At 60.4% G+C, this 25,314-nt stretch carries 25 protein-coding genes and 1 tRNA gene; 18 read left to right on the forward strand and 8 right to left on the reverse strand.

All coding sequences use genetic code 11. The features are described from left to right. Positions 1-144: 144 nt before the first annotated feature. Positions 145-3,198: a TonB-dependent receptor plug domain-containing protein gene (locus MUY37_RS11850; RefSeq protein ID WP_499195552.1), complete on the forward strand. Its 3,054-nt coding sequence runs from the start codon at positions 145-147 to the stop codon at positions 3,196-3,198. A gap of 240 nt (positions 3,199-3,438) precedes the next feature. On the opposite strand, the gene MUY37_RS11855 is transcribed toward MUY37_RS11850, so the two are convergent. The 4 genes from MUY37_RS11855 to MUY37_RS11870 all read right to left on the reverse strand — a co-directional run bounded on the left by MUY37_RS11855 (position 3,439) and on the right by MUY37_RS11870 (position 7,561). Next, complete coding sequence (locus MUY37_RS11855; RefSeq protein WP_499195553.1) at positions 3,439-4,830, reverse strand: class I SAM-dependent methyltransferase; 1,392 nt, start codon at positions 4,828-4,830, stop codon at positions 3,439-3,441. After that, positions 4,827-5,036: a hypothetical protein gene (locus MUY37_RS11860; protein WP_499195554.1), complete on the reverse strand. Its 210-nt coding sequence runs from the start codon at positions 5,034-5,036 to the stop codon at positions 4,827-4,829. Before MUY37_RS11860 ends, MUY37_RS11855 begins: the two co-directional genes overlap by 4 nt. 68 nt (positions 5,037-5,104) lie before the next feature. Then, a complete protein-coding gene (locus tag MUY37_RS11865) occupies positions 5,105-6,655 on the reverse strand; it encodes a hypothetical protein (RefSeq protein WP_499195555.1) in 1,551 nt (516 codons plus the stop codon). A gap of 201 nt (positions 6,656-6,856) precedes the next feature. Beyond that, positions 6,857-7,561, reverse strand: coding sequence for a Crp/Fnr family transcriptional regulator (locus MUY37_RS11870; protein ID WP_499195556.1), 705 nt, complete (start codon positions 7,559-7,561; stop codon positions 6,857-6,859). A 111-nt stretch (positions 7,562-7,672) separates the two neighbouring features. Here MUY37_RS11870 and MUY37_RS11875 point away from each other — a divergent pair, with 111 nt between their 5' ends. Genes MUY37_RS11875 through MUY37_RS11885 form a run of 3 tightly spaced genes read left to right on the forward strand, consistent with a single transcriptional unit; the run spans position 7,673 to position 10,416 of the window. Continuing rightward, the gene (locus MUY37_RS11875) at positions 7,673-8,815 is read left to right on the forward strand and encodes a beta-ketoacyl-ACP synthase III (RefSeq protein ID WP_499195557.1); all 1,143 of its coding nucleotides are present in this window, start codon (positions 7,673-7,675) and stop codon (positions 8,813-8,815) included. A 39-nt stretch (positions 8,816-8,854) separates the two neighbouring features. Beyond that, positions 8,855-9,607: a phosphatidylserine decarboxylase gene (locus MUY37_RS11880; RefSeq protein WP_499195558.1), complete on the forward strand. Its 753-nt coding sequence runs from the start codon at positions 8,855-8,857 to the stop codon at positions 9,605-9,607. Then, the gene (locus tag MUY37_RS11885) at positions 9,604-10,416 is read left to right on the forward strand and encodes a CDP-alcohol phosphatidyltransferase family protein (RefSeq protein ID WP_499195559.1); all 813 of its coding nucleotides are present in this window, start codon (positions 9,604-9,606) and stop codon (positions 10,414-10,416) included. The genes MUY37_RS11880 and MUY37_RS11885 overlap by 4 nt, the downstream gene beginning before the upstream one ends. On the opposite strand, the gene MUY37_RS11890 is transcribed toward MUY37_RS11885, so the two are convergent. Next, the gene (locus MUY37_RS11890) at positions 10,400-10,936 is read right to left on the reverse strand and encodes a hypothetical protein (protein ID WP_499195560.1); all 537 of its coding nucleotides are present in this window, start codon (positions 10,934-10,936) and stop codon (positions 10,400-10,402) included. The two genes, MUY37_RS11885 and MUY37_RS11890, sit on opposite strands and share 17 nt — an antisense overlap. 53 nt (positions 10,937-10,989) lie before the next feature. Between MUY37_RS11890 and rpsB the strand changes: the two genes are divergently transcribed. From rpsB to rpmE, 12 genes are all read left to right on the forward strand, one after another. Then, a complete protein-coding gene (gene rpsB / locus MUY37_RS11895) occupies positions 10,990-11,742 on the forward strand; it encodes a 30S ribosomal protein S2 (protein ID WP_499195561.1) in 753 nt (250 codons plus the stop codon). 114 nt (positions 11,743-11,856) lie between these two features. Then, the gene (gene tsf / locus MUY37_RS11900) at positions 11,857-12,783 is read left to right on the forward strand and encodes a translation elongation factor Ts (RefSeq protein WP_499195562.1); all 927 of its coding nucleotides are present in this window, start codon (positions 11,857-11,859) and stop codon (positions 12,781-12,783) included. 363 nt (positions 12,784-13,146) lie between these two features. Continuing rightward, positions 13,147-13,863: a UMP kinase gene (pyrH, locus tag MUY37_RS11905; RefSeq protein ID WP_499195563.1), complete on the forward strand. Its 717-nt coding sequence runs from the start codon at positions 13,147-13,149 to the stop codon at positions 13,861-13,863. 29 nt (positions 13,864-13,892) lie between these two features. Then, positions 13,893-14,450 (forward strand): ribosome recycling factor, encoded by a 558-nt coding sequence (gene frr / locus MUY37_RS11910; protein ID WP_499195564.1) that lies wholly within the window; start codon positions 13,893-13,895, stop codon positions 14,448-14,450. 160 nt (positions 14,451-14,610) lie between these two features. Continuing rightward, complete coding sequence (uppS, locus tag MUY37_RS11915) at positions 14,611-15,252, forward strand: polyprenyl diphosphate synthase (protein WP_499195725.1); 642 nt, start codon at positions 14,611-14,613, stop codon at positions 15,250-15,252. Then, positions 15,239-15,952, forward strand: a complete 714-nt coding sequence (locus MUY37_RS11920) for a phosphatidate cytidylyltransferase (protein WP_499195565.1) — start codon at positions 15,239-15,241, stop codon at positions 15,950-15,952. The genes uppS and MUY37_RS11920 overlap by 14 nt, the downstream gene beginning before the upstream one ends. Next, a complete protein-coding gene (gene dxr / locus MUY37_RS11925) occupies positions 15,952-17,100 on the forward strand; it encodes a 1-deoxy-D-xylulose-5-phosphate reductoisomerase (RefSeq protein WP_499195566.1) in 1,149 nt (382 codons plus the stop codon). Before MUY37_RS11920 ends, dxr begins: the two co-directional genes overlap by 1 nt. 9 nt (positions 17,101-17,109) lie before the next feature. Further along, complete coding sequence (gene rseP / locus MUY37_RS11930) at positions 17,110-18,246, forward strand: RIP metalloprotease RseP (RefSeq protein WP_499195567.1); 1,137 nt, start codon at positions 17,110-17,112, stop codon at positions 18,244-18,246. Positions 18,247-18,417: 171 nt separating this feature from the next. Next, the gene (bamA, locus tag MUY37_RS11935; protein ID WP_499195568.1) at positions 18,418-21,114 is read left to right on the forward strand and encodes an outer membrane protein assembly factor BamA; all 2,697 of its coding nucleotides are present in this window, start codon (positions 18,418-18,420) and stop codon (positions 21,112-21,114) included. A 20-nt stretch (positions 21,115-21,134) separates the two neighbouring features. Then, positions 21,135-21,797, forward strand: coding sequence for an OmpH family outer membrane protein (locus MUY37_RS11940; RefSeq protein ID WP_499195569.1), 663 nt, complete (start codon positions 21,135-21,137; stop codon positions 21,795-21,797). Positions 21,798-21,823: 26 nt separating this feature from the next. After that, positions 21,824-22,276 (forward strand): 3-hydroxyacyl-ACP dehydratase FabZ, encoded by a 453-nt coding sequence (gene fabZ / locus MUY37_RS11945; RefSeq protein ID WP_115416428.1) that lies wholly within the window; start codon positions 21,824-21,826, stop codon positions 22,274-22,276. Between the two features lie 95 nt (positions 22,277-22,371). Further along, positions 22,372-22,599, forward strand: coding sequence for a 50S ribosomal protein L31 (gene rpmE, locus MUY37_RS11950; RefSeq protein ID WP_499195570.1), 228 nt, complete (start codon positions 22,372-22,374; stop codon positions 22,597-22,599). A gap of 67 nt (positions 22,600-22,666) precedes the next feature. On the opposite strand, the gene MUY37_RS11955 is transcribed toward rpmE, so the two are convergent. The 3 genes from MUY37_RS11955 to MUY37_RS11965 form a co-directional block, all read right to left on the reverse strand. Then, entirely contained in the window at positions 22,667-22,984 is a 318-nt protein-coding gene (locus MUY37_RS11955; RefSeq protein ID WP_499195571.1) for a TraR/DksA family transcriptional regulator, read from the reverse strand. A 69-nt stretch (positions 22,985-23,053) separates the two neighbouring features. Beyond that, complete coding sequence (locus MUY37_RS11960) at positions 23,054-23,218, reverse strand: hypothetical protein (RefSeq protein WP_499195572.1); 165 nt, start codon at positions 23,216-23,218, stop codon at positions 23,054-23,056. A 59-nt stretch (positions 23,219-23,277) separates the two neighbouring features. Next, positions 23,278-23,913, reverse strand: a complete 636-nt coding sequence (locus tag MUY37_RS11965; protein ID WP_499195726.1) for a prolyl hydroxylase family protein — start codon at positions 23,911-23,913, stop codon at positions 23,278-23,280. A 191-nt stretch (positions 23,914-24,104) separates the two neighbouring features. Between MUY37_RS11965 and MUY37_RS11970 the strand changes: the two genes are divergently transcribed. Then, a tRNA-His gene (locus MUY37_RS11970) sits at positions 24,105-24,181 on the forward strand. Positions 24,182-24,234: 53 nt separating this feature from the next. Further along, positions 24,235-25,299, forward strand: a complete 1,065-nt coding sequence (locus MUY37_RS11975) for a Leu/Phe/Val dehydrogenase (RefSeq protein ID WP_499195573.1) — start codon at positions 24,235-24,237, stop codon at positions 25,297-25,299. Positions 25,300-25,314 lie beyond the last annotated feature (15 nt).

The raw sequence follows: 25,314 nt of genomic DNA on the forward strand, positions 1-25,314 counted from the left end.
TGAGTGTCTTGCGTTTCCTGCATCACCTTCCGCTTTTTCGGAATTAGATGAGGTTCAGGGTTTTGGTCAGTCTTGTTCGGACGGAACCAGCGACGGGTTCCGTTCGGGGCTGGCCAATGAATGTCGGACAGGGAGTATAGTAAGATGAAACGATCGCATACGGTAGCTGTAAGCACATCGGCGCTTGCGCTCGCATTGTGCATGGGTGGGCAGGCTTCGGCGCAGGACGCCACGGTGGTCACCGATCAGTCGACGCTCGCGACGGATCCAACGCAGAACAGGATCGTCGTCACCGGCAGTCGTATCGAACGCACGATCGAAGAAAGCGCCGTGCCGATCCAGGTGCTCGGCGCCCAGGATCTGGACGAGTCCGGCACCACCGACCTTGCCGAAGCTGTGCTGCAACTGCCCGGCGTCTCTGAATCGATTTCGCCGCAGAGCTCCAACAATCTGATCCAGACGAGTGGTCTGTCGACGATCAGCCTGCGACGCCTTGGGGACGATCGCACCCTCGTCCTCATCAACGGCAAGCGCGCCGTCTCGAACTCGGGCAATTCGGATCGCGTCAGCCTCTCGACGCTTCCGGCCGGCTTTGTAAAACGTACCGAGGTGCTTACCGGCGGGATGTCGGCAGTCTACGGCTCCGACGCGATCGCGGGTGTGGCGAACTTTATCCTGGAGGACAATTTCTCCGGCCTGCAGATCGATGGACGTTTCTCGACCCCTGATGCGAGCGGTGGCGAGGAATTCCGGATTAATGGCCTCGCCGGCACGGAATTCGCCGATGGCAGGGGTTACGTCCTGTTCGGTGTTGAATATCGGACGGAGAACGAAGTCGCCGCCGACAGCACGCGGCCGCTGACGGTCGCCGCTCTCGAGTTCGACGACCCGATCCCGTCGACCGGAAGTGACGGTTGGACCGACGAAATCAATTATCCCGGCTGTTTCGGAGTTGACACCGACCGCCATTGCCTGCTGCCAAGCTTCAGTAGCTCCACCCCCGGCGGCGTGTTCGAAGGTGATGCCTGGTTCGTCGACGGGCAGTGGTTTAACGACCTATCGCTGCGCCCATCGAACCGGCCGGCTGGTTCGGATTTCTACACCGATTTCGATGGCTGGAACTTCCGTCCGGGACGGTCCAATTTGCCGGAACGTGAGATACTCAATCTGGCGCTGACTACCTCGTTCGATTTCTCCGAGGCTGCGGCATTTTCGTTTACGGCCGCTTATTCGGACGTGGATACGACCTATTACACGGGCTACGAAACGCTCAACAATGGTGACACGCTGGGCGATGGGACAACGATCGGCAATATGGCGTCGGACCACCCGTTTATTCCGCCAGAAGTGGAGGAAACCCGCAGCGGGTCGGTTAGCTTCAACCGGCGCCTGATCGAGCTGGGCGAGCAGGCGCGCATCAACGACCGGCAAACGATCCGCCTAATTGCCGATGTCAGCGGAGACCTGAGCGACAACCTGAAGTACGAAATCTTCGGTACCTACGGGCGTTTCGATCAGAAGCAGAACAATCCAAACGAGTATAATTTTCAGAAAGCGCGCTTCGCGCTCGACATCGAGCCCGACGGTTCAGGTGGTTTCCGTTGTGCCGATGCGGCCGCCCGTGCCGACGGCTGCGTCCCGCTCAACATCTTCGGTGAAGGCACGATCAGCGACGCCGCTGCAGATTACATTCGCTACAACGGTTACGGGGAACAGACCCGCAAGCAGTACACGGCGGGCGGCTTCATCTCCGGGACGCTGTTCGAAATGCCCGCCGGCGACGTCAAGTTCGCCGCGGGTGTGGAATGGCGCCGCGAAAGTCAGACCACCGACGGCGATCCCGACGGCGATCTTTTCGTCGGCGCCAACGGTGTGCGCGATCTCAATGACGGCGCCACGCGCGATACCCCGAACTTCGCGCCCGATACCGACTTCGACGTCACGTCGCTGGCGACCTTCCCGAGCGTATCGGCAAGCTATGAGGTCGTGGAGGCCTATGCCGAACTCGACATTCCGGTATTCGATGGCTTCAATGTCCAGATTGCCGGGCGCATCGGGGATTACAACACGGTTGGCACGATCCTGAGCTACAATGCCGGGGCGGTCTGGCAAGTCAGCGACGACTTCGGCCTGCGTGCGCAATATTCGCGTTCGCAGCGTGCGCCCAACCTAACGGAGATCTTCTCGCCTCCGCGGCCGGATGCGGACGGGTTGTCCGATCCATGTGAAGGACTGCTGCCCGACGGGTCGGGCATCACCGGCATTGTCGGCGACGGCGCCGAGAACGCTGATTTGGCTGTAGTAGCAGCAAACTGCCTGACCGAACCGGGTATTCAGGCATTCTTTGCCGATCCGGACAATGCCGGTGATCCTTTTACCGACAACCAAACCGGCACCCAGGGGCCGAATGCGGGCAATCCGAACGTGCAGGAAGAAACTGCCGACACGATCACGGCAGGCTTTGCGTTCACGCCTTCGTTCATTCCCGGGCTGACGATTGTGGCCGATTACTATCGGATCAAGATCAAGGACGCGATCACTTCCATCTCGACGCAGAACACGGTTTCGCTGTGTTATTCGGCCTCCGATTTTCCCAACAACAAATTCTGCGACGTCATCACTCGCGATGGGGTTGGGGCGATTACGGAGGTGATCAACTTCCAAGAGAATCTGGATACCGAAGTGGTCTCCGGCATCGATGCGCAGGTCCTTTATCGCGTGGATCCGGAATTCATTCCGGGCCGGTTCGATCTCGACTTCCGCTACACGCACTATTTCGAGCAGGAAGTGTCCTTCGAAGGGATCGGTGGGCAGACGATCACATCGTCGCCCCTGGGCGAGATCGGTTCGGGCAAGGACGAGTTCCGGCTCCGTCTCGGCTATCGCAATGGCGGCTTCCGGTTCAGCTACACGATGACTTTCCTCGGCGGCGGGGTCGACGATATCGCGCAGAACGCCAATCCGACGGATGATCGCTACTTCAAGGTCGGCAATCAGGACTTCCACCGGATCTACATGGCCTACGACTTCGGCAAGGACGACAGGTTCCGCATTTATGGCGGGGTCAACAACCTCTTCGACGATTTCGGCGCATTTGTCCCGACCGGGGCGAATTACGGGTCCAGCTACAATCTCTCGAACAGCCTTGCCGATGTTCTGGGCCGCGAATTTTACGTGGGTGCGCGAGTCCGGTTCTGAGGCTTCTTGGCGTTTCTTTCCTGTGCGCTCCGTCGGTGTCGAGTCGGCGGGGCGTTTTCTTCTTCAACGTTCGCGCAGATAGGAAAATGTCGGTGCGGGCGTCGATGCGGATCGGAACCGGAATTCGCCATTTCGGATTGAAATTGAGGGGGATGCGGTGCCCTGCGGCAGGACGGTAGCATTCCGGGTATCCCGTTCGTCTCCGACCACCTTCGCATTTCCAGCGTGGCGAGACCGGGCTTAGTTCCGTTCGAACCAGTAGAGTGTGCGGGTGGGCAGGACATCGACTGTCTTGACGATCCGAGCGCGCGCGGAAAGCACTTTGGCGAATATGTCGCTCCGGTATTCTGGAAATATATCCGGCCGTTGAGAGAGCAGCACCTGCACCATCGGGTCGTCCTTATGGGGAAACTCGATCACTCCGGTCGGGGCGAGCGAGAGCAGCCAGTCGACGGCCATATCCAGGGGGACGTTTCGTCCGATCGCGATATGATGGATGAACGCCAGGGCGAGGAGGGCGTCGGGTTTGGCTCTTTGCGCGAGGCCCTTGCGCTCTGCCTGGCCCCAGCCCTGGTTCGGACTGGGATTCGCCGCGTCCAGCCATACCGGGAGTAGATCGAGACCCTCGGATTGGGCACGGCGATAGGCGACTTCCAGCGCACCGTGGTCGAAATCGAGACCGATCACTTTCTTCGCACCCGCATTTAGCGCGGCTTTCGAATAGTCCCCGCTGTTGCATCCCAGATCGTACAACAGGCCGGGTTCGACCTTGGCGACCATTTCCTGGACGAATTCATGCTTGGCCTGCGTTTCGGGCGCGGCATAGCTGGTATTCTGGGCGTAATCGTTCCAGACCGTCTTGTGAGACGGCACATCCAGTTTCGCGATCGTCGACCGCAAGCCGCGCAGCATCGCTTCGAAACTTTGCTTTGGCAGCCGCGATTTGCCGTACTTTGCCGAACTGGCGGCCGAATTCGAATATCTGCGCTGCATCGCCGCCTGGGCAATTACGTGGGTCAGAATTGTCCAGTTGAACCGCTTGCTCCACGGGAGGAGCTTAGCCAGATCCTCGGGGGCTATCCCCTCCAGTGAACCGCGAAACCAGTGATTGGGCTGCACGTCGAGCACGGCCCACATGAGCAGGGGATTGAGAAACTGCATGCAGAACTGACGGTGCCCCGCCCAGATTTCTCCGTCCTCGTAAGGTCGGATGGAAAGGTGGTCGATGAACTTCGGTCTGACGCCATCGAACTGGATATTGTATGCCGTTGCATCGCTGAGCGTGAACCCCGAGTTCAGCAGGTCCAAATGCAAGTCCAGATGCGCCAGTGCGGCTGCTTTGTGCAGGCTGAAGCTCCATTCGTATGGGTACGATACGAAGGGGAGGCGGGGGTGCTCCAGAAGCATGTCGGCTTGTTCGAGGCCCCATGCCGGAGCCTGGTCGGTTATATCTACGAAGTCGACCAGCATCCCATCGGCGATGAGCTTGCGAAAAATGCCCGATTTCTCAGCCTGGCGAAAGCTATCGGCAGCGGCCCCCATGACCGTGCGAAACACCCGTTCATCCGCATAAATTACCCGGCCGCTGGGATCGCGAAACGATCCCGCTTCGACACTGACTGCCGGATTCATTCATCGACACTCGTGTCTTTGCGTGAAAACAGCGCTTTGACTTTGAAAAGCGATGTTCGGAAAAACAGGGTTGCGCCGGCGACTGCCCCGATCGCGGCTTGCAGAATAATGCTGCCGGTCGCGGGATCGATATAGGCATGAGCCGGAGAAGAGAGACTCAAGATTGCCATGCCGCCCGTGATCGAGATTAGAGCTTTAGTCTGCATTGGAAACCCCGTTGGAACAGTTCGAATTCGCCCGAAATGTGAACGAAATCACCTAACATTTCCTTAAATCAGGGTTCGAAACTCGGTAATTCGCGCCACTCTTTCGGTGTACCCATTGGGTCGATATGGGCGGCGCGCGGCGCGGTGGTGGGTGGCCGTGGGGCGGATGCGAAATCACGGCTTCTGAAGTCCGCCATCAGCTCGTCGAGCGCATGGGTGCCCGGGATTTCGCCGGACGCTTCGCCGGGGATACGAATTGCCCATAATGTCGAAAACGACATGATCTCTTCGCGCGGTGAGAGTGGGGGCGCGTCGACTATCGGCTGGCTAGGCGCGATCCGCGACCCGTGATCCCCATGAAACAGGATTATGGCCTCGCGTCCCGCCGGTGTTCGGTCGAGTTCGTTCAGAAGGTCGCCTAGCTTTGTCTGCAGGCAGCGGACCTGGTCGGCATAAGCGCGTTCTCTGGCGCTCGTTGCGCCCGGGCCATGTTCGTCCAGCCATTCGGATTCCGGTTTGACCGTGCAATCGGGCCGGAGGATATAGGGATCATGGGGCAATAGAATATGAGCGAAGCGTGCCTCGCCACGGCGCAAGGTCGCCAGGTCGTCGATGAAGGTATCGAGCATTTTGAGCGATGCGAGGGGAAACAGCTCACTGCGATTTGTTAGCAGTCGGGTGTTATTTCCACCCCGGTTTTCTTTGAGGGCCTCGAACACGCGTACAGCCATTCTGACGGTCTGGGAGAGGTTGAGGATGGTGTATCCGAAAACCTTGACGCGATCCGCCATGCTCAAATCGGTATCGAGCATCGACGTGAGACCCGAACTTTCGAAGGTCCGGCACTGGCTCATCTTCTGATTTACGCAAAGGTCGAAATAGGCCGGAAGGACTGCGCTGATAGCGTAATCGCGCTGATCGAGGTCGGTGAAATACGGCAATCGGGCAGGAGCGACATACTGCACGCCGGCTGCAAATTCGGAATCTTTCTGCGCCCCATAGGTAAAGAGAGTGGGGAGGGAGTTCAGGGTCCTGGCATGACGGCTGTAGGCACGGGGATAGACCTGGAACCCCTCGCGGATGAAGAAATCCGCCTGCTCGTCCCGGAGATCCCTGTAATATTGCGGGCCTAAGGCCATCCCGTCCAAACCGAGGTAGGAATCGAAAATGATGTGGATCAGGGCAGGGCGATCCGCCGACCCTTTTCCCAGTTGCTGGGTGGGTGCCATCTCGCTGGAAGGATCATCGGCACCGGGATCGGCGAACGCCATGCCGAACGCCTGAAACACGATGACCGATAGCGACGCAGAGAAGAAGACCGTCAGGAAGAGATCGTACCAAAGGTAGGAAATCAGCGCGAGGGCAGCAAACGCAATAAAGAAATGAAACGGATCGATCCCAAAGCCGAGGTCGATCGCTATCGTTGCGAAAAGGGGAGTCAAAACGTGTCTGAGAACTGGCCCGAGTTCTTGAGTGAGCACTCCGAGCACGGCACCGATGGCGCCAAACCCCAGAAAAGCCAATGCGACTTCGCCTGTATCGATCGGATATCCATTGAAGGTCAACAGGTTGAGCAGAATGGCCCAAAGGGCCAAGACCCAAACGATATAACCCATCATTCGCGCTCGCCGGGGCCTGGCGCTGGTGCTCATGGCTTTGGCCCCGGTGATGCAGGGAGATTTTGCTTTCGCCACCTTCTTGAAGGCGCCGGTAGGTAGGCGTGGGTTGGACCTTCGGTCGACATTGTGCCGCTGTCGCGAAACTTGGTTAATTTCGCGTTGATCGCCCCGCATCCCATCGGTGCGGCAACGAATATCGGGTCAGCCCGCTCGCGCTTCCAGATCGGCCGTGTCGCGCAGGACGATTTCCCGGCGGGAAGGCAAATCGATCGCCCCGGCATTGCGCAATCGGGTCAGTTGCCGACTGACCGTTTCGATCGTGAGGCCGAGCACATCGGCGATCTGCTGCCGCGACAGTGGCAGGGCGACTGTGGTTTCCGGCCCCGAAGCCTGGTTCGTGCCGAGCCGTTCGGCCATTTCCAGCAGGAAGCTGGCGACTTTCTGTTCGGCATTCATTCGCCCCAGAAGCAGCATCCAGCGCCGAGTACGGTCGAGTTCGCTCAGGGTTCTTTCGAGCAATTTATGCTCGAGACGCGGATGTTCGCGGGCAAAACGGTCGAAATCCGTCCGTTCGAAAACGCAGATATGAGCATCGGTCAGCGCCTCGACCCCATATGGTGAGGTTTTGCCGAAAGGACGCCCGAGGAAATCGGAAGGATAGACGAGCCCCAGGATCTGTTCCTTGCCATCGGCGGAATGCGAAGAGAGCTTCAAAACGCCTTCGATCACATTGGCCACGAGAACCGCCTCGTCGCCTTCCCACATCAACTGCTCACCGGCAGTCAGCCTCCGGCGACGCCCGATTCCGTTGAGCAGGGCTATCTCGTGCTCGTCGAGATCGGCGCAGATCGCCCGGTTGCGAATGGCACAGGCGTCGCAATAGCTCTTGGGAAGGGGATTCTGCATGTCGTGCATCGTCCCAGCAATATCCGTTGCCCACAGCTATGTGAAGTGGGTGTTTCGGATCGCGCGTTCCTCATGCTTGCGGGCGGGCCAGAGCGCGCCTAGTCAACCGTCATGACCAAAAACATCGAATTAACCGGGCGCCCCGTCATATCTTCCACCGGGCTTTTCACGCCTGAAGAGACCATCACGAACGAAGAGCTGGTCGAAAGCTTCAATGCCTATGTCGAACGGTTCAATGCGCAAAATGCGCAAGCGATCGATGCAGGCGAGATGGAACCGCTCCAGACAAGTTCGGTCGAATTCATCGAAAAGGCCAGCGGCATCAAGGCGCGCCACGTGATGGCGAAAGAGCCGATCCTCGATCCCGAGATCATGGCGCCGCGCTGGCCCGAACGGTCGAACGAGGACCTTTCGATTTTGGCCGAAATCGGGATGAAGGCTGCGCGTCAGGCACTGGAACGCGCCGGACGCGATGCGGCCGATGTCGATGCCGTGCTGTGCGCCGCATCGAATATGGAGCGGCCCTATCCCGCCATGGCGATAGAGATCCAGCGGGAGCTGGGCATCGACGGCTTCGGATTCGACATGAATGTGGCCTGTTCCTCTGCCACCTTCGGTATTCAGACGGCGGCGGATTACGTGCGTTCGGGCAATGCCAGAAGCGTCCTGGTCGTGAGCCCGGAAATTACCAGCGGGCACCTCAATTGGCGCGATCGTGACAGCCATTTCATTTTCGGCGATGTGGCGACGGCGGTTCTGGTCGAAGATGCCGCAATGGCTCCGGACGAGCACTGGGATATTCTCGGTACCAGGCTCAAAACGGTCTTTTCCAACAACATCCGCAACAATTTCGGCTTCCTCAATCGCGCCTCTCCTGAAGGACAGGGGAAGGCGGACAAGCTATTCGTCCAGGAAGGGCGCAAGGTGTTCAAGGAAGTCGTTCCGATGGTCGCCGAGATGATCGTGACCGAGGCGGACAAGCTCGGCCTCAACCCCCGGGGGCTCCGGCGTTTGTGGTTGCACCAGGCCAATGCAGGGATGAACCGCCTGATAGCGCAGCGCGTTTTGGGGCACGAGGCGAGCGCCGACGAAAGCCCGACCGTACTCGACACCTATGCCAATACGTCGAGTGCAGGCTCGATCATCGCCTTCCACAAGCACAATGAAGACCTTGCAGAAGGCGATATCGGCCTGATCTGCAGTTTCGGGGCCGGCTATTCCGCCGGTGCGGTGTTCGTGCGCAAGATGGCATGACACCTTGTGAGCCCTCGCCACAGGGCCTAGGTCTTGGCAATGGCAGGTAACCTTCTCGACAATCGTGGCCGTGGCGATGTTCGCTGGTCATGGCCTCCGATTCATCCCGAGGGGCGGAAGTTCGGCATCATTGCCGTGGTCATCAGCCTGGTGTTCCTGATCGGCCTAGACTGGGAAATTGTGGGCTGGCCGCTGTTGCTGCTGTCGCTGGGCGTGTTCGCCTTCTTTCGCGACCCCGAACGGGTGGTTCCGCAGGATGATGGTTTGATCGTCGCGCCGGCCGATGGGCTCGTGACCCTGATTGCCGAAGTCGATCCTCCCACGGAAATGATCGTCGATGATGGCAGCGGGCATGCCGGACTCGAACCGGGCAAGGTTACCCGTATTTCGATTTTCATGTCGGTATTCGACGTTCACATCAACCGCGCGCCGATCGCCGGGACAGTCCTGCGGACGGTCTATATACCGGGCAGCTTCGTCGATGCCGGTCTCGACAAGGCGAGCGAGGAAAACGAACGGCAGCACATTCTGATCGAGCGGACGGACGGGCTCAAGATCGGTTTCACGCAGATCGCCGGACTCCTGGCCCGGCGGATCGTGCCCTTCGTGAAACCCGGCGATATGGTCGGCATTGGCCAGCGCGTCGGACTGATCCGTTTTGGTAGCCGGGTCGATGTCTATCTTCCCGCCGGCACCGCTTCCAAGGTCCTGCTCGGCCAGAGGACCGTCGCGGGCGAGACGGTTCTGGCGGAGATCGGCTCGCAAAAACTGATCGAAGGTGTTTCTCAATGAATGGACTGTCGGACGATCCACACGGCGGTAGCCGGCTCGGGCCGAAGGCGAGCGAGGACGAGCAGCCGACCCAGGTTCACACGCGCGCATTGACGCTGCGCGCCATGATACCCAACGCGATCACGGCTGCCGCATTGGGGTCCGGGTTGACCGGAATCCGGTTTGCCATCGACGCCAACTGGGGCGCCGCCGTAGTGGCGGTGATCATTGCGGGCTTGCTCGATGGCCTCGACGGCCGGATCGCCCGGGCGCTCAAGGCGCAATCGCGCTTCGGGGCCGAACTCGACAGCCTTGCCGACTCGTTGAGTTTCGGCACGGCGCCCGCCATCATCATCTTTCTCTGGTCGCTATCGGCGGAGCCGCGCATCGGGTGGTTCGCCGCATTGGCGTTCGCGATCTGCTGTGCTTTGCGGCTCGCGCGGTTCAATGCGCAGATCGACGTGTCTGAGCAGCCGCACAAATCGCTCGGCTTTCTGACCGGTGTACCGGCGCCGTTGGGGGCGGGGTTGGCTTTTGCGCCGTTCTATCTGTGGATGGCAACCGGTGTTGATGATTTCCGCAATCCGGTTTTCGTCGGCGTCTGGCTGGTCGCTATCGCGCTGCTGATGATTTCGAACATGGCGACACCCAGTTGGACATCGATTCGTCCGCGACGCGGCATCAGGCTTGAGGTGCTGGCATTTGTCGGATTGCTCTTCGCCGCTCTGCTGGTCGAGCCATGGTGGACGCTCAGCGCTATTTGCGCGGGCTACCTTCTGCTCTTGCCCTATACGTTGTTTCGCTACGCGCGGATCAAGCGGCGCGGCTGACTCTGCCTGTCGGACTGCGCGCTGGCGCGAAGCGGTTGGCGGTACTGGAGCCGCAAACCGGCATTGCCGGGCGCAAGCTGGGCAGAAGGGGGGCGTTTTCGCCGTTCAATTCACGCCGAAGCGTGCCGAAAGCGGACCACCAGCGCAATCCGCTGTCGGCAAGCACGCCCGCAACCACCACCGCGGCGGCGAAGAAGAGGGTGATGAGCAACAGTGCGAACATTTCAATTCTCCTTTCCCGGCTGTCGACAAAGCTGTTGACAGTACGGGGAAACTTGGTGGACAAATCCGTCATCGCCGCCGCCAGTTCCGGCGAGGAAAGCAATGTTCTCTTTTTGTTCCGATGTGTCAAGCGCTTTTCGCGCCGGGATTTCAGATTTTTGCGGTGAATCGAGGGTGGATTTCTCTCTTCGACGAGGCTAAAGGCGCGCGGTCCGCAGAGAATGGGTCGATTCCCGACCGGTTTTATACGGGCAAATCCACATGGAAGGCGCACATACCGGTGCCCGCCGCGGGACATGACCGCATTCGGGTTCCAGCTTTCCAGAGGTATAACCGGAAAGGAATATGATTATGGCGGCTCCTACCGTCACGATGCAGCAATTGATCGAGGCCGGCTCGCACTTCGGCCACCAGACCCACCGTTGGAACCCGCGCATGAAGCCGTACATCTTCGGCGCGCGCAACGGCATCCACATCATCGACCTGTCGCAGACCGTGCCGCTCTTCGCCCGCGCGCTCGACTTCGTGCAGCAGACCGCGCGTTCGGGCGGCAAGGTGCTGTTCGTCGGCACCAAGCGCCAGGCGCAGGACGCGATCCGCGAAGCTGCGCTCGCTTCGGGCCAGCACTATGTCAACCACCGCTGGCTGGGCGGCATGCTCACCAACTGGAAGACCATCAGCGAGCGCATCAAGCACCTCAAGTCGCTCGACGAGCGACTCTCGGGTGACACTGCGGGCCTGACCAAGAAGGAAGTGCTCGATCTTACCCGCAAGCGGGACAAGCTCGAAATGTCGCTCGGCGGCATCCGCAACATGGGCGGCATTCCCGATGTGATGTTCGTGATCGATGCCAATATGGAAGACCTGGCGATCAAGGAAGCCAACGTCCTCGGCATCCCGGTCGTCGCCGTGCTCGACACCAATGTCGACCCCGAAGGCATCGCTTTCCCGATCCCGGGCAATGACGATGCCGCGCGTGCCATCCGCCTGTACTGCGAAGCCGTTGCCGAAGCTGCCAAGAGCGGCAAGGGTGAAGGCATCCAGGATTCGGGCGCCGATGTCGGCGCCATGGAAAATCCGCCGGAAGAAACCGCGGCGGCCTAAGCCCTCCAAGGATGGGTGCTCTCACGCGCCCGTCACAAAGCGGAGTTACGCGCCGGGCCGCTTCTGTTGAAGCAGGCCCGGTGCCCGCACACCAAACCCAAGAAGGATACTATCATGGCTGCATTCACTGCCGCTGACGTTAAGGCCCTGCGCGAAAAGACCGGCGCGGGCATGATGGACGCCAAGAAGGCCCTCGAAGGCGCCAATGGCGATATCGAAGCCGCTGTCGACGCGCTGCGCGCCAAGGGCCTCGCCACCGCTCAGAAAAAGTCGAGCCGTACCGCCGCCGAAGGTCTCGTCGGCGTTGCCGTCGAGGCGACCCGCGGCGTTGCCGTCGAAGTGAACTCGGAAACCGACTTCGTCGCCAAGAACGACAAGTTCCAGGACTTCGTCCGCAAGACCACGCAGGTCGCGCTCAACGCATCGAATGACGACGTCGAAGCACTCAAGGCCTCGGCTTATCCCGATGGCGGAACCGTTGCCGACAAGCTGACCGACAATGTCGCGACCATCGGCGAGAACCAGCAGGTCCGCCGGATGAAGAGCGTTTCGGTCACCAACGGCGTGATCGTGCCCTACATGCACAATGCCGTCGCGCCCGACCTCGGCAAGATCGGTGTGCTGGTGGCGCTCGAGAGCGAAGGCGATGCCGCCAAGCTCGAAGAGCTCGGCAAGAAGCTCGCCATGCACATCGCCGCGGCCTTCCCGCAGGCGCTGACCGCCGAAGGTCTGGACCCGGCCGTGATCGAGCGCGAGCGCGCGATCGCCAAGGAGAAAGCTGCCGAAAGCGGCAAGCCCGAAAACGTCCAGGAAAAGATGGTCGAAGGCGCGATCGCCAAATACGCCAAGGAAAACGCGCTGCTCAGCCAGATCTTCGTGATGGATAACAAAACCCCCATAGCGCAGGTCGTCGAGCAGGCCGCTAAGGATATCGGCGCGAAAGTCGAACTGGTGGACTATGTCCGTTTCCAGCTCGGTGAAGGCATCGAGAAGGAAGAAGCGGACTTCGCAGCGGAAGTTGCTGCGGCAGTTGCTGGATAATCTTGGGCACTGTGTAAAATACCGGACTGGAAAAAAGACTCCGAGTATGACCAATTAGCCTGGCCCGTACTTTTCGGGTCGCTCGTATTCGGGAACGGTCGTCGTGCTTTGGCGCGGCGGCCGTTTTCGTGTTTATGGGCGGATTGATGCGGGTTTTGCCGTCGCTTTCGACCTGCAACCTTACGCAGTTCGCTTGGAGTTCACCGAGCCAACAGCGAATCGCAACCGGCGAAAAACGCCGGAATCATTGTATGCGCGGGGATCGGGAAATCGTCCGGCCCATAGTCCACTTACTGCTGGCGCACTTGGCAGCAGCCCGCTGGGGCTCTAAGGCCGCGCAAACTTGATGCCGAGCGAGAATCCATGCCCTTATCGACCATGAAACGTGTCCTGCTGAAGCTTTCGGGCGAGGTACTGATGGGCGATCAGCAGTTCGGTATCGATCCGGCCTTTGTCATGGAGCTGGCTAGGGAAGTAAAGGCGGCCAAGGAAACCGGGCTGGAAATCTGCCTCGTCATCGGCGGGGGCAATATCTTTCGTGGGATGGCCGGCGCGGCCCAGGGGATGGACCGCGCCCAGGCCGACTACATGGGAATGCTGGCCACGGTGATGAATGCGCTGGCGATGCAGAGCGCGCTGGAGCAGCTCGGGGTTCAAACCCGCGTGCAGAGCGCCGTGCAGATGGATCAGGTCTGCGAGCCGGTGATCCGCCGCCGCGCCGAACGTCACCTTGAAAAAGGGCGCATCGTGATTTTCGCCGCAGGGGTCGGCGCCCCCTATTTCACGACCGACAGCGGTGCCGCGCTGCGTGCGGCGGAAATGAATTGCGACGCGTTGCTCAAGGGAACCAGCGTCGATGGGGTCTACGACAGCGATCCCAAGAAGAACGCCGACGCCAAGCGCTTCGAATCCGTCAGTTACGGAAAGGTTCTGGCCGATGACCTCAAGGTCATGGATGCCAGCGCGGTCGCCCTGTGCCGCGACAACAATATCCCGATCGTCGTTTTCTCGATCCGCGAGAAGGGCAACCTTGCCCGGGTCATCGCGGGTGAGGGCACGCAGACGATCGTGCAGAACTGAGACAAGTCAGAGAGATAGAGGAAACCGCCATGGCAAAATACGACAAGACCGATATCGAGCGCCGCATGAAGGGCGCCGTGGAAAGCCTGAAGGGCGATTTGTCGGGCCTGAGGACGGGGCGGGCGAATACCAGCCTTCTCGATCCCGTGGTGGTCGAGGTCTATGGATCGATGATGCCGCTCAATCAGGTCGCCACGGTCAGCGCGCCCGAACCCCGCATGCTCAGCGTGCAGGTGTGGGACAAAGCGAATGTGACTGCGGTCGAAAAGGGTATCGCCAAGGCCAATCTCGGCCTCAATCCGATGATCGACGGGCAGAATGTGCGCCTGCCGATGCCGGATCTGACCGAGGAACGCCGCAAGGAACTCGCCAAGGTCGCCGGAGAATACGGGGAAAAGGCCAAGATCGCGATCCGCAATGTACGCCGCGACGGTATGGAAGCGCTGAAGGAAGACGAGAAGAAAAAGGAAATCTCGGAAGACGAGCAGAAGCGCGGCGAGACCGAGGTGCAGAAGCTCACCGATCAATATGTCGCCGAATGCGATGCAACGGTGCAAAAGAAAGAGCAGGAAATCCTGTCGCAGTGAACGGTTTGCTCCCCGCCTCCGTTCGCCTCGGGCGAAGCCGAGAGGCGTCGGCGCAAATGTGTCTCGAGTTCCACTCGAGGCCGTGTTTCGCAACCGCTCGATACGAACGGAAATTTGCGTGAGGTCCCCTGACAGAACCGCTCGTCACGTCGCCATCATCATGGATGGCAATGGCCGCTGGGCAAAGCGCAAGCACCTCCCGCGGGCGATGGGGCATCGCAAGGGTGTGGAGGCGGTGCGCGAACTCGTGCGCAGCCTTAAGGACACGTCGATCGAGTGCCTGACACTCTACGCGTTTTCGTCCGAAAACTGGAAGCGACCCGAAGACGAGGTCGATGATTTGATGAACCTGATGCGCAAGTTCATCAAATCCGATCTGCCCGAGTTCCTTGCCAATGATGTGAAGCTTCATATTCTTGGCGATTGGCAGGGGCTTGCGCCGGATATTGTCGAGATGCTCGAGGATGCGCTGCAAAAGACTTCGAAAGGGTCACGCACGCTTGCAGTCGCCTTGAACTACGGTTCTCAGGCCGAAATCGCGCAGGCGGCGCGCAAGGCCGCCGAAGCAGGCGAAGTGACCGAGGAGGCGATTGAGCGTCACCTCTACAGTGCGCCGCTCCCCCCGCTCGACCTGCTGATCCGCACCAGCGGCGAAGTGCGCCTGTCGAATTTCCTCTTGTGGCAGGCGGCTTACGCGGAGATGCTGTTCCTCGACGTGCTGTGGCCGGACTTCACGCCCGATCACCTGAAGCGCGCACTGGCCGATTTCGCGGAGAGGGAGAGGCGATTTGGCGGACGTTGAGACAGGGACGGAAGGGACCGTCCGGAAAAACCCCGATCTTCCCGTGCGGATCGTTTCCGCCGTGGTGATGATCGCGCTTGCGATCGGGGCATTGCTGGCGGGCGCTCCATGGTTTGGTTGGTTCATCCTTGCAGTGGCTCTCGTCACCATGCTCGAATTCGTCCTGCTGGTGATCAAGGCCACGCCGAACGTATCCTACCGCCTCGCGGGGATACTGGCCGGTGCGATCTATATCGGAATAGCGGGCTATATGCTTTCGCGGTTTCCGATCCCGATCGTCGTCGGCGTTGTCGGCGCGGTCGTCTCCGTCGATACCTTCGCCTATTTCTTCGGGCGCACGCTCGGCGGGCCGAAAATCGCTCCCTCCATCAGCCCGTCGAAGACCTGGGCCGGATTGTTGGGCGGCATCGTCGGAGCGTCGGTGTGGATCGCGGGCTGGATCTATTTCGTGGCCAGAGCGACGTCGGGCGACAGTACGATGTTCTTCGATCTTGCCGAAGCGGGGCAGATTTTCGCTCTCGGCGCGATGACGGCGGTTGCGGCCCAGGCTGGCGATTTTTTCGAAAGCTGGCTCAAACGCAAGGCCGGGGTCAAGGACAGCTCTAAGCTCATACCGGGACATGGCGGCGTGTTCGACAGGACTGACGGGATGATCCCCGTAGTGTTGCTGGCGGGCGCGCTCCTGGGCGCGGCGCGGTGATGCGTTCGATATCGATCCTTGGCGCTACCGGTTCGGTCGGTGAACAGACGCTCGATCTCGTGCGCCGCAATGCCGAGAGCTGGAAGGTGACCGCGCTGACCGCCAATTCGAACGTCGCCGAGCTTGCCAGGGCGGCGCGCGAATTCCGCGCGGATATCGCCGTTGTGGCGGACGAACGCTATCTCGGCGACCTGCGCGATGCCCTGGCGGGAAGCGGGATCGAGGCGGCCGCCGGCCGCGCTGCGCTGTGCGAAGCGGCGTCGCGCCCGGTCGATATCACCATGGCGGCGATCGTCGGCTGTGCCGGGCTCGGCCCCGTCATGGCGGCGATAGAGCAGGGCGGGACAATCGCGCTCGCCAACAAGGAAGCGCTGGTTTCGGCGGGCGAGGTGATGACCGCGGCTGTTGCGAAACACGGCGCGACGCTGCTGCCGGTGGACAGCGAACACAATGCGATTTTCCAATGCCTGCAGGGGGGGGAGATCGCCGATGTCCGGTCGATCACACTGACCGCCAGCGGTGGCCCGCTGCGCATGATCGAAGACCTTTCCGCCGTGACGCCCGAACAGGCGATCGCGCATCCCAATTGGGACATGGGCGCCAAGATCAGCGTCGATAGCGCGACCATGTTCAACAAGGGGCTCGAGCTGATCGAGGCGCATCACCTTTTCCCGGTCGAGCTCGATCGAATTCGCATTGTTGTCCATCCGCAGAGCGTGATTCATTCCCTGGTAGAATATTGCGACGGGTCGACGCTGGCTCAGCTCGGGCCGCCGGACATGCGCGTTCCCATCGCCTCATGCCTCGCCTGGCCCGCGCGGATGGATACGCCGATGGAGCCGCTCGATCTGCCTGCCATCGGCGAGATGACCTTCTTCGCCCCGGACGAGGTACGGTTCCCCGCCACCAGACTGGCGCGCGAGGCGGCCGAGGCGGGTGGGGCCGCGCCGGCAGTGCTCAACGCCGCAAACGAGATCGCGGTGGCGGCCTTTCTCGATCGTAAGATTGCGTTCAGCAGGATCGCGGTATTGGTCGAAAACGTTCTGAACCAGAGCGATCTGCCCGATGCACCGCGAACCCTCGAAGAGGTCTTGCGCGTTGACGAGGGTGCACGCCGCCGCGCCACCCGTATTCTGGAGCCTGTCTGACCCGTGGAAGTGAACCTGCCTCTTTGGCTTTACTATGTCATCGGCTTCCCCTTGCTGCTCGGGCCGCTCGTCACAATTCACGAGCTGGGTCACTATATCGTCGGCCGCTGGTTCGGCGTTCATGCCGAAGCTTTCTCCGTCGGATTCGGTAAGGAAATCTGGGGTTTCACGGACAAACGTGGCACGCGGTGGAAGCTTTCCGCACTCCCGCTCGGGGGGTATGTGCAGTTCAAGGGCGATATGAACCCCGCCAGTATTCCCGATGCCGAGGCGGTGGCTCAGGCCAGCGTTGAAGAGCGCCGGGGCAGTTTTCATCATGCGGCGCTGTGGAAGCGTGCGCTGATCGTATTCGCGGGACCTGCGACCAACATTCTTCTCACCCTGGCGATCTTCGCGGGGTTTTTCGCCTTGTACGGCAAGCCGGTTCCGGCCGATGCGGACGGCCAGCTCACCGTCGCCCGGTTCGCCGAGATATCGTCTGCACGTGCAGCCGGGATCGAGGTGGGTGACCGGATCGTGGCGGTCGAAGGCGAGCGGATGGAGGATTTCCGGGATGTGCAGGATTCGATCATGCTCTATCCCGGTCGTACGCTCGACATCACGATCGAACGCGACGGTGCCGAGCAGACCTTTGCGGTGCCCGTACGCGGTGTGGAGATGGAAGATCGTTTCGGCAATGTGTCGAAGGTCGGCCTGATCGGTGTCGCCTCGGGTGCTGCGGGTTTCGAGTTCGAACCTCAGGGTATCGCCTCCTCGCTGGCGCTGGCAGTCGACCATTCCATCGGTATCGTCGATATGATGGTCACCGGGATCGGCCAGATTTTCACCGGCGAGCGTTCGGTTCAGGAGCTTGGCGGCCCGGTCAAGATCGCCAAGTTCTCGGGCGAGCAGCTCAGCCTTGGGGCAATGGCCTTCATCAATTTCGTCGCGTTGATTTCGCTTAACTTGGCATTCATCAACCTCCTGCCAATTCCCGCTCTCGACGGCGGGCACCTGGCTTTCTACGCGGCGGAAGCAGTTCGCCGGAAGCCGGTGGGTCCCCGTGGAACCGAAGTGGCGTACCGCGCCGGCGTGGCCCTCGTGCTCATGCTGATGGCGTTCGTCACGATCAACGATCTGGTGACGCTTCCCTTATTCGGGAATTAGCCGGGGAAAGGGAGCGGGATACCGGCAATTCGCCGCAGCAAAGCTTGATTGGTAGAGACGCATCGGGCAGGGGACGGCATGGCCGCCCCGCACTGTGCGGCCTGACGCCGGATCGGGGCTGCGACAGCCGGATCTGCTTGTATGGAAACGAGGACGGGAATCTCCTTGTCGATGACTAATTTTGCTTATGCCGCCACGCGACGCAAGAATCCTGCCGCGCGGCTGGCCATGGGGTTGCTGGCCGGGACCATGCTTGCCGGGGTGCCGACCATGGCCTTCGCGCAGGAAGAAGCTGCCGAAGCTGTGGCTCCGGCGGTCCAGCAGGACATCGTCCAAACGATTGCCGTCAGCGGCGCGCAGCGGCTCGAACCGCAGACCATTCTGTCCTACATCAAGCTTCGGCCGGGTGACGTATGGACCCAGGTTGCTGGCGACGGGGTCCTGAAAGATCTCTACGCGACCGAGCTGTTCTCCACCGTCAGCGTGGTGAACAATGATGGCAATGTAGTGATCACCATCGTCGAAAACCCGGTTATCAACCGCATCATTCTCGAAGGTAACAAGCGCCTCAAGAATGACAAGATCCTGCCTGAGATCAAATTATCTCCGCGGCAGATATTCACCCGGTCGAAGGTGCGTGCGGACGTGGCCCGCATTATCGAGCTGTACAAGCGTCAGGGCCGTTTCGCAGCGACGGTCGAACCGAAGATGGTCGAGTTGTCGCAGAACCGCGTCGATATCGTGTTCGAGATCAGCGAAGGCCCCAAGTCCAAGGTCCGCCAGATCAACATCATCGGCAATGAAGCCTTTTCCGATGGCAAATTGCGTGGCGAAATGGTCACCAAGCAGGCGCGGCTGACCAGCTTCCTCAGTTCGAACACCAGTTACGATCCCGACCGGCTTGCCTTCGACCAGCAGAAGCTGCGCCAGTTCTATCTGACGGAAGGCTATGCCGACTTCCGCGTCGTTTCGGCGGTTGCCGAATTGACGCCCGACAAGCGCGACTTCATCATCACCTATGTCGTCGAAGAAGGTGAACGGTACAAATTCGCCGACGTAACCGTCGATTCCCAGATCCGCGATTTCGACGACGACGCGATGGCGGCCCGGCTGCCGATGCGGGCTGGCGACTGGTACGACGCCAAGCTGGTCGAAGATACTGTAGAGCAGCTCACCGAGCTGGCGGGTACGTTCGGTTATGCCTTTGCCGAAGTGCAACCCGAGTTTCAGCGCAACGCTGAAGACCTGACGATGGAAGTCAACTTCGTCCTGCGCGAGGCTCCGCGTGTTTATGTCGAGCGGATCGACGTCAACGGCAATACGCTGACCCAGGACAAGGTCGTGCGGCGTGAATTCCGTCTCGCAGAAGGCGATGCGTTCAATTCCTTGTCCGTCGCACGCTCGGCCGCGCGCATCAATTCGCTCGGTTATTTCCAGGAAAACTTCGAGATCAATCAGGTCGAAGGCAGCGCGCCTGACAGGATCGTTCTCGAGGCAAATGTGGAAGAACAGGCGACCGGCGAGCTGCAGCTCTCGGCAGGCTTTTCCAGCATCGAGAATTTCATTCTCGCGGGCTCGATCCGTCAGCGCAATTTCCGCGGCCGCGGCCAGACCATCGGCCTCAGCCTGAATTATTCGCGTTATTCCAAATCGGCGCAGGTGAGCTTCAGCGAACCCTATGTGTTCGATCGCAACATTTCGGCCGGCGTCGATATCTATCGCCGCGATCTCAACAGCTTCAACTTCCGCAATCAGGAACGCAATACAACGTATCAGCAGTCGACGACGGGCTTCTCGGTCCGTGCCGGTGTACCGCTGACGGAGTATCTGAGTGCGATCGGCAGCTACACATTCAATTATGACGACGTGTCGCTCGGGGACCAGTTCTTCACCAATGGTGAATGCGACATCACGCGGGCCAGCCGTTTCCTGTGCGAAGCAATCGGCGAGCGTTCGAGTTCGATCCTCGGTCTGACCTTCAACTACAATACCCTCAACAGCCGTCTGCGACCGAGCCGCGGTGAAACCATTAGCTGGACTACGGAATTCGCTGGCCTGGGCGGTTCGGAAAAATATGTGCGCATGCGTACCCGGATGGCGAAATACTGGCCGCTGGGCAGCGGCTTCGTTTTCTCGCTGGCAGGGGAAGGTGGCTGGATTCGCGGCCTCGACGACAGCAATCGGCCGGGGGTCGACGATGTTCGCCTGACCGACCGCTTTTTCCTGGGCGAGCCGCAGATGCGCGGCTTCGACATTCGCGGTATCGGACCGCGTATCGTTCGCCTCAATTACATATCCGATCCGGACAATCCGAATGGCCCGCGCATCCTCACCCCGCTCGAGGAAGCTCTTGCATCCGATCAGCGTTTCGACGACTCCGTGGGCGGTAAAGCCTATTATCTCGGGCGCGCAGAGCTGGAGATTCCGCTCGGCAGCGGGGCTCGCGAAATGGGCATACGCCCGTCGATCTGGGTGGATGTCGGTTCGCTGTTCTCGGTTGTCCAGCCGCTTCTGGTCGATCAGCCCAACGGACGCCAGATCCGCGTCGGGGACCAGCTAGTGTATACGGGGCCGTTGCTCGATGCCGATGGTGACCCCATCCTCGACAACAACGGCGATCCGGTAATTGGCGAAACATTCGATCCTACCGCGCCTGACGGTACACCCAACCAACCGGCAATCGATCCCTTCAGCTTCTATCGCGAGGTGTTCGTCGGGGATTCGGCCAGTCCGCGCATATCGGCGGGTATCGGTGTAAACTGGAACTCGCCCTTCGGTCCGTTCAGGATCGATATATCGCAGGTTATCAAGAAGCAGCCTGGCGACGACACAAAGACCTTTTCCTTCAATGTAGGAACACAATTCTGATGAAACTTTTCAGCAAGACCATGGCCGCCGCAGCCATCGCCGGCGCTGCCGCCATCGCTACTCCCGCCGCGGCACAGGTCAGCGGCAATATCGGCATCGTAAATGCGCCAGCGACCATCGCGGCAAGCGACGCGCTGCGTACCGCCTTCCAGCAGATCGGCACGACCTATTCGGCCCAGATCACCCAAATTCAGGAAAAGCAGCAGCAGGTTCAGACCCTGTTGCGCCAGCTCGACACGAATGGTGACGGCAGCCTGGATCAGGCCGAGCAGCAGGCCGCTCAGAGCGCGCCGCAGGCACAGCAATTGCAGACGCTCGAGCGGGAGATCGCTCAGCTTTCCAACCAGGTCGAGTCGGCGCGCGTTTATGCCATTCAGCAGATTCTGCAGCAGTACAGCGCCAGCCTGCAAACCGTCGCTTCGCAGAATTCGGTTCAAATGATCCTCGCGCCCGATGCCGTGATCTACACCGATCCGGCGGCCAATATGAACGATAAGGTCGTCGCCGCACTTAACCAGCGCGTACCTTCCGTCCAGATCACGCCGCCCGAAGGCTGGCAACCGGCACAGCAGGCAGTCGGTATCTACCAGGAAGTCCAGCAGATTCTCATGATCGCGTCGGCGCGCCAGCAGCAGGCTGCTCAGCAGCAACAGCAGCAAACGGCGCAGCCGACCGGACGCTGACGACAAAGAACGACGGGAGCAGGGTGATGAGCGAGACTGGTTTCGACATCGTCGAGGTGCTGAAGCGGTTGCCGCATCGCTATCCTCTGCTCCTGGTCGATCGGGTCGCGGAACTGGTCGCCGACGAGCGTATTCACGCGGTCAAGGCGGTCAGCTTCAACGAGGATTTCTTCCAGGGGCATTTCCCCGGCGCGCCGATCATGCCCGGCGTCCTCCAGATCGAGGCGCTGGCGCAGGCTGCAGGCGTGCTCGCGGTGGAAAGCCTCGGCCTCGCAGGGTCGGGCAAGCTCGTCTATTTCATGGCGATCGAGAATGCGAAGTTCCGTGCGCCGGTGACGCCGGGCGTGCTGCTCGATCTCAAGGCCGAATTTGTCCAGAAACGTGCCCGTGTGTGCAAATTCGCGGGCGAGGCTTCGGTCGACGGGAAAGTGACCTGCGAAGTTCAGTTCACGGCCATGATCGCGGACGCACCCGAATAAGGTTGCCAAATTCGGCGCTCGCCGCTATGCGCGCGCCTTCTCCACAACACAGCTGGACCGGTCGGAACCGTTCCGAGGCTAGAAGGACGTTTACAATGAAGGCCGAAGGTCACCCCGATTACCACATGATCACGGTCAAGATGACCGATGGCAGCGAATTCCAGACGCGCTCCACCTGGGGCAACGAAGGCGATACGCTGACGCTCGATATCGACCCGACCAGCCACCCGGCATGGACCGGCGGCACCAAGCAGATTCAGGAAGGCGGCCGCGTCGCAGCCTTCAACAAGCGTTTCGGCGGCCTGTCGCTCAAGAAAAACTGAGCGCGGCAAGCCTCGATGGCATTGCGAAGGGCGGTCCTGCGGGCCGCCCTTTTCGCGTTTTAGCGGGTTACTCGGCGCAATCGATGCAACGCGTGGCGATGGGGCGGGCCTCCAGGCGCTTGCGCGCGATCTGTTTGCCGCACTGGCCACAGGTGCCGTAGGTGCCGTTTTCGATCCGTAACAGGGCCATGCGGATTTGCGCGATTTCATGGCGCAGAACTTCATCGATACCCTCGAGTGCCTCGTCATCGGCAAGGTCGACGGCTTGCTCACTCGAATCCGCCTCGAGCGGATGGCGCAAGTCGTCTTCGATGACTTCGGCACGCTCCAGCAAATCCCCTAACCGGTTCTGCAAATTTTCGCGGATGTCGCTGTATTCGGTCATGAATGCACTCCCATTATCGTGTCTGGGGATCAAACTAACACGAAATACGGAAATGAAATTTGTCCTGCATCAATTTTCATTCAGCTCGAAACGCATGACTCCCACATAGCTATAGGCCCCGCCATTCGCCGGTTGGCTCTGTCCATCGAAAATGGGAATCTCGGGCAGGTCATAGATCGTCATGCCGTCGATACAGGCAAGGTTGAGGCCGTAACGATCGGGCTTTGATCGCACCTGATGAAGGCGATGGATGCAACATTTGCGGCAGAAGCGGTGCTTCGCCTTCGGCCATCTCACCACCCCCAGGGCTTTTCACGGTACCATTTGGTAATCACGTATTTGAGCCCTTTGCGTACTTTCATTCCGTGATGGATCGTGTTCGGATTTTCGCTGAGATCGGGGCGGCGATTGTTCCAGCAGACCAGCTTCCCGGCTTCGGGTTGAAAAGTCTTGCGAACCGCTTTGAAGCGGGTAGCGCCCCCGGCTTCAACCTCGTTCAGATAGATCATGAACGTCCAGGTGCGCTGGCCTGCAACCGAGCAGTATCGCGCCCAGTCGGCCCCGCCGGGGTTGAAGTAATCGCAATGCGGCTTGAACTCCTGACCCACGTCATAGCGCTGTCCCTGTAGAGGCTCGCCATAGGCGGGATCGATTCCATTGAGATCGAACAGCAGCGCTTCGAGCGTTTCGACTGCCGGTTCGTCTCCATCCAGGTCGCATGTCTCGCTGGTGCGAAAGTAACGGTCGTCGCCGGCGTCGGCGAGGGTGGAGGGCCGCCGCCCCCGTTCAATGAGTCGAATCAGTTCGGCCCGCAGTTCCGGGGGCACGAAATCGCGCAATTGGAAAAGGTCGAGCTTGTCACTCGGCACACGCTGCAGGCCGTCGCGCTCGAGCAGTTTTTCGACGGAAGATTCGCCCGGTCCCTTCATGGCCATAAGGATAGCGCGGGCGACGGTGCGAACAACCGCGAAAGAAAATTGCGCGCATTTACGCCTTTGACGTTTTTCGCTTCCCAATCACCGCTCATTGTGCAACAGGCACGCGCCGTTACGCAGGGCGGCTTGACGCTGCCACACTCATGCGTATCAGGCCCCTTCCCGGACGGTTCCGGGGGCATGTGGCGATCGTAGCTCAGTTGGTTAGAGCGCCGGTTTGTGGTACCGGAGGTCGCGGGTTCGAACCCCGTCGATCGCCCCATCTTTTCCCCTTGTCGCAGCCGTCCTTCACAGCTCTTTGGGGGCACGCAAGGCATGACGGCTTTCTGGACCGAACCGGATTTCGATGACCATGAACTCGTACAGGTTGTACGGGATGCGAAGAGCGGTCTGACTGCCATTATTGCACTTCATTCGACTCACCTTGGCCCGGGCGCGGGCGGAACCCGTTTCTGGCACTATGCGGAACCGGCCGATGCCATGCGCGATGCGCTGCGCCTGTCGCGTGGCATGAGTTATAAGAACGCGATGGCCGGACTGCCCATGGGCGGCGGTAAAGCGGTGATCCTGGCGGACAAGGACAAGACGAAGACGCCGGAAATGCTTGCGGCTTTCGCCGATGCGGTCGAGGCGCTGGGCGGCCAGTATGTCACTGCCGAGGATGTGGGCATCTCGGAAGCCGATATGGCCGCCGTGGCCCAGCGCACCCAGCATGTTTCCGGCCTTCCTGTGGAAGGAGAGGATACGGCGGGCGGCGATCCAGGCCCGTTCACCGCCTTGGGCATCTTTCTCGGCATCAAGGCTGCCGTGCGGCACAAGCTGGGCAAGGATAGCGTCGAGGGTGTTCATGTCGCCTTGCAGGGCACCGGCAGCGTCGGTGGCGGCGTTGCGCGCCTGCTCGCCCGCGACGGCGCGAAGTTGACCCTGTCGGACATCCACCAGGACCGCGCCCAAGCGCTGGCCGCCGAACTGGGCGCCGCCACCGCTGCACCCGATGCGATCATGTCGGTGGCCTGCGACGTGTTCAGCCCGAACGCCTTGGGGGCGATTCTCGACGAAGAGGGTATCGCGCGGCTCGATTGCCAGATTGTGGCAGGCGGCGCGAACAACCAGTTGCGGCGTCCCGAACACGGCCCGATGCTTGCCGAGCGCGGTATCCTTTACGCGCCGGATTACGTCATCAATGCGGGGGGGATCATCTCGGTAACGCTCGAATATCTGTGCCGCCAGGACAAGGCGCCCTGCGATATCAACGAAGTGCGCAAGCGTATCGCGCTGATCCCCGGTCGGCTCGAACGGATATGGCAGGAAAGCGATCGCGGTGGCGGTTCGCCCGACCAGGTTGCCGACCGTATGGCCCAGGAACTGATCGGTCGCTGAACTGCACTCTTGCTA

It is taken from the genome of Qipengyuania sp. ABI-127-1, assembly GCA_022953095.1.
Lineage (GTDB): Bacteria > Pseudomonadota > Alphaproteobacteria > Sphingomonadales > Sphingomonadaceae > Qipengyuania.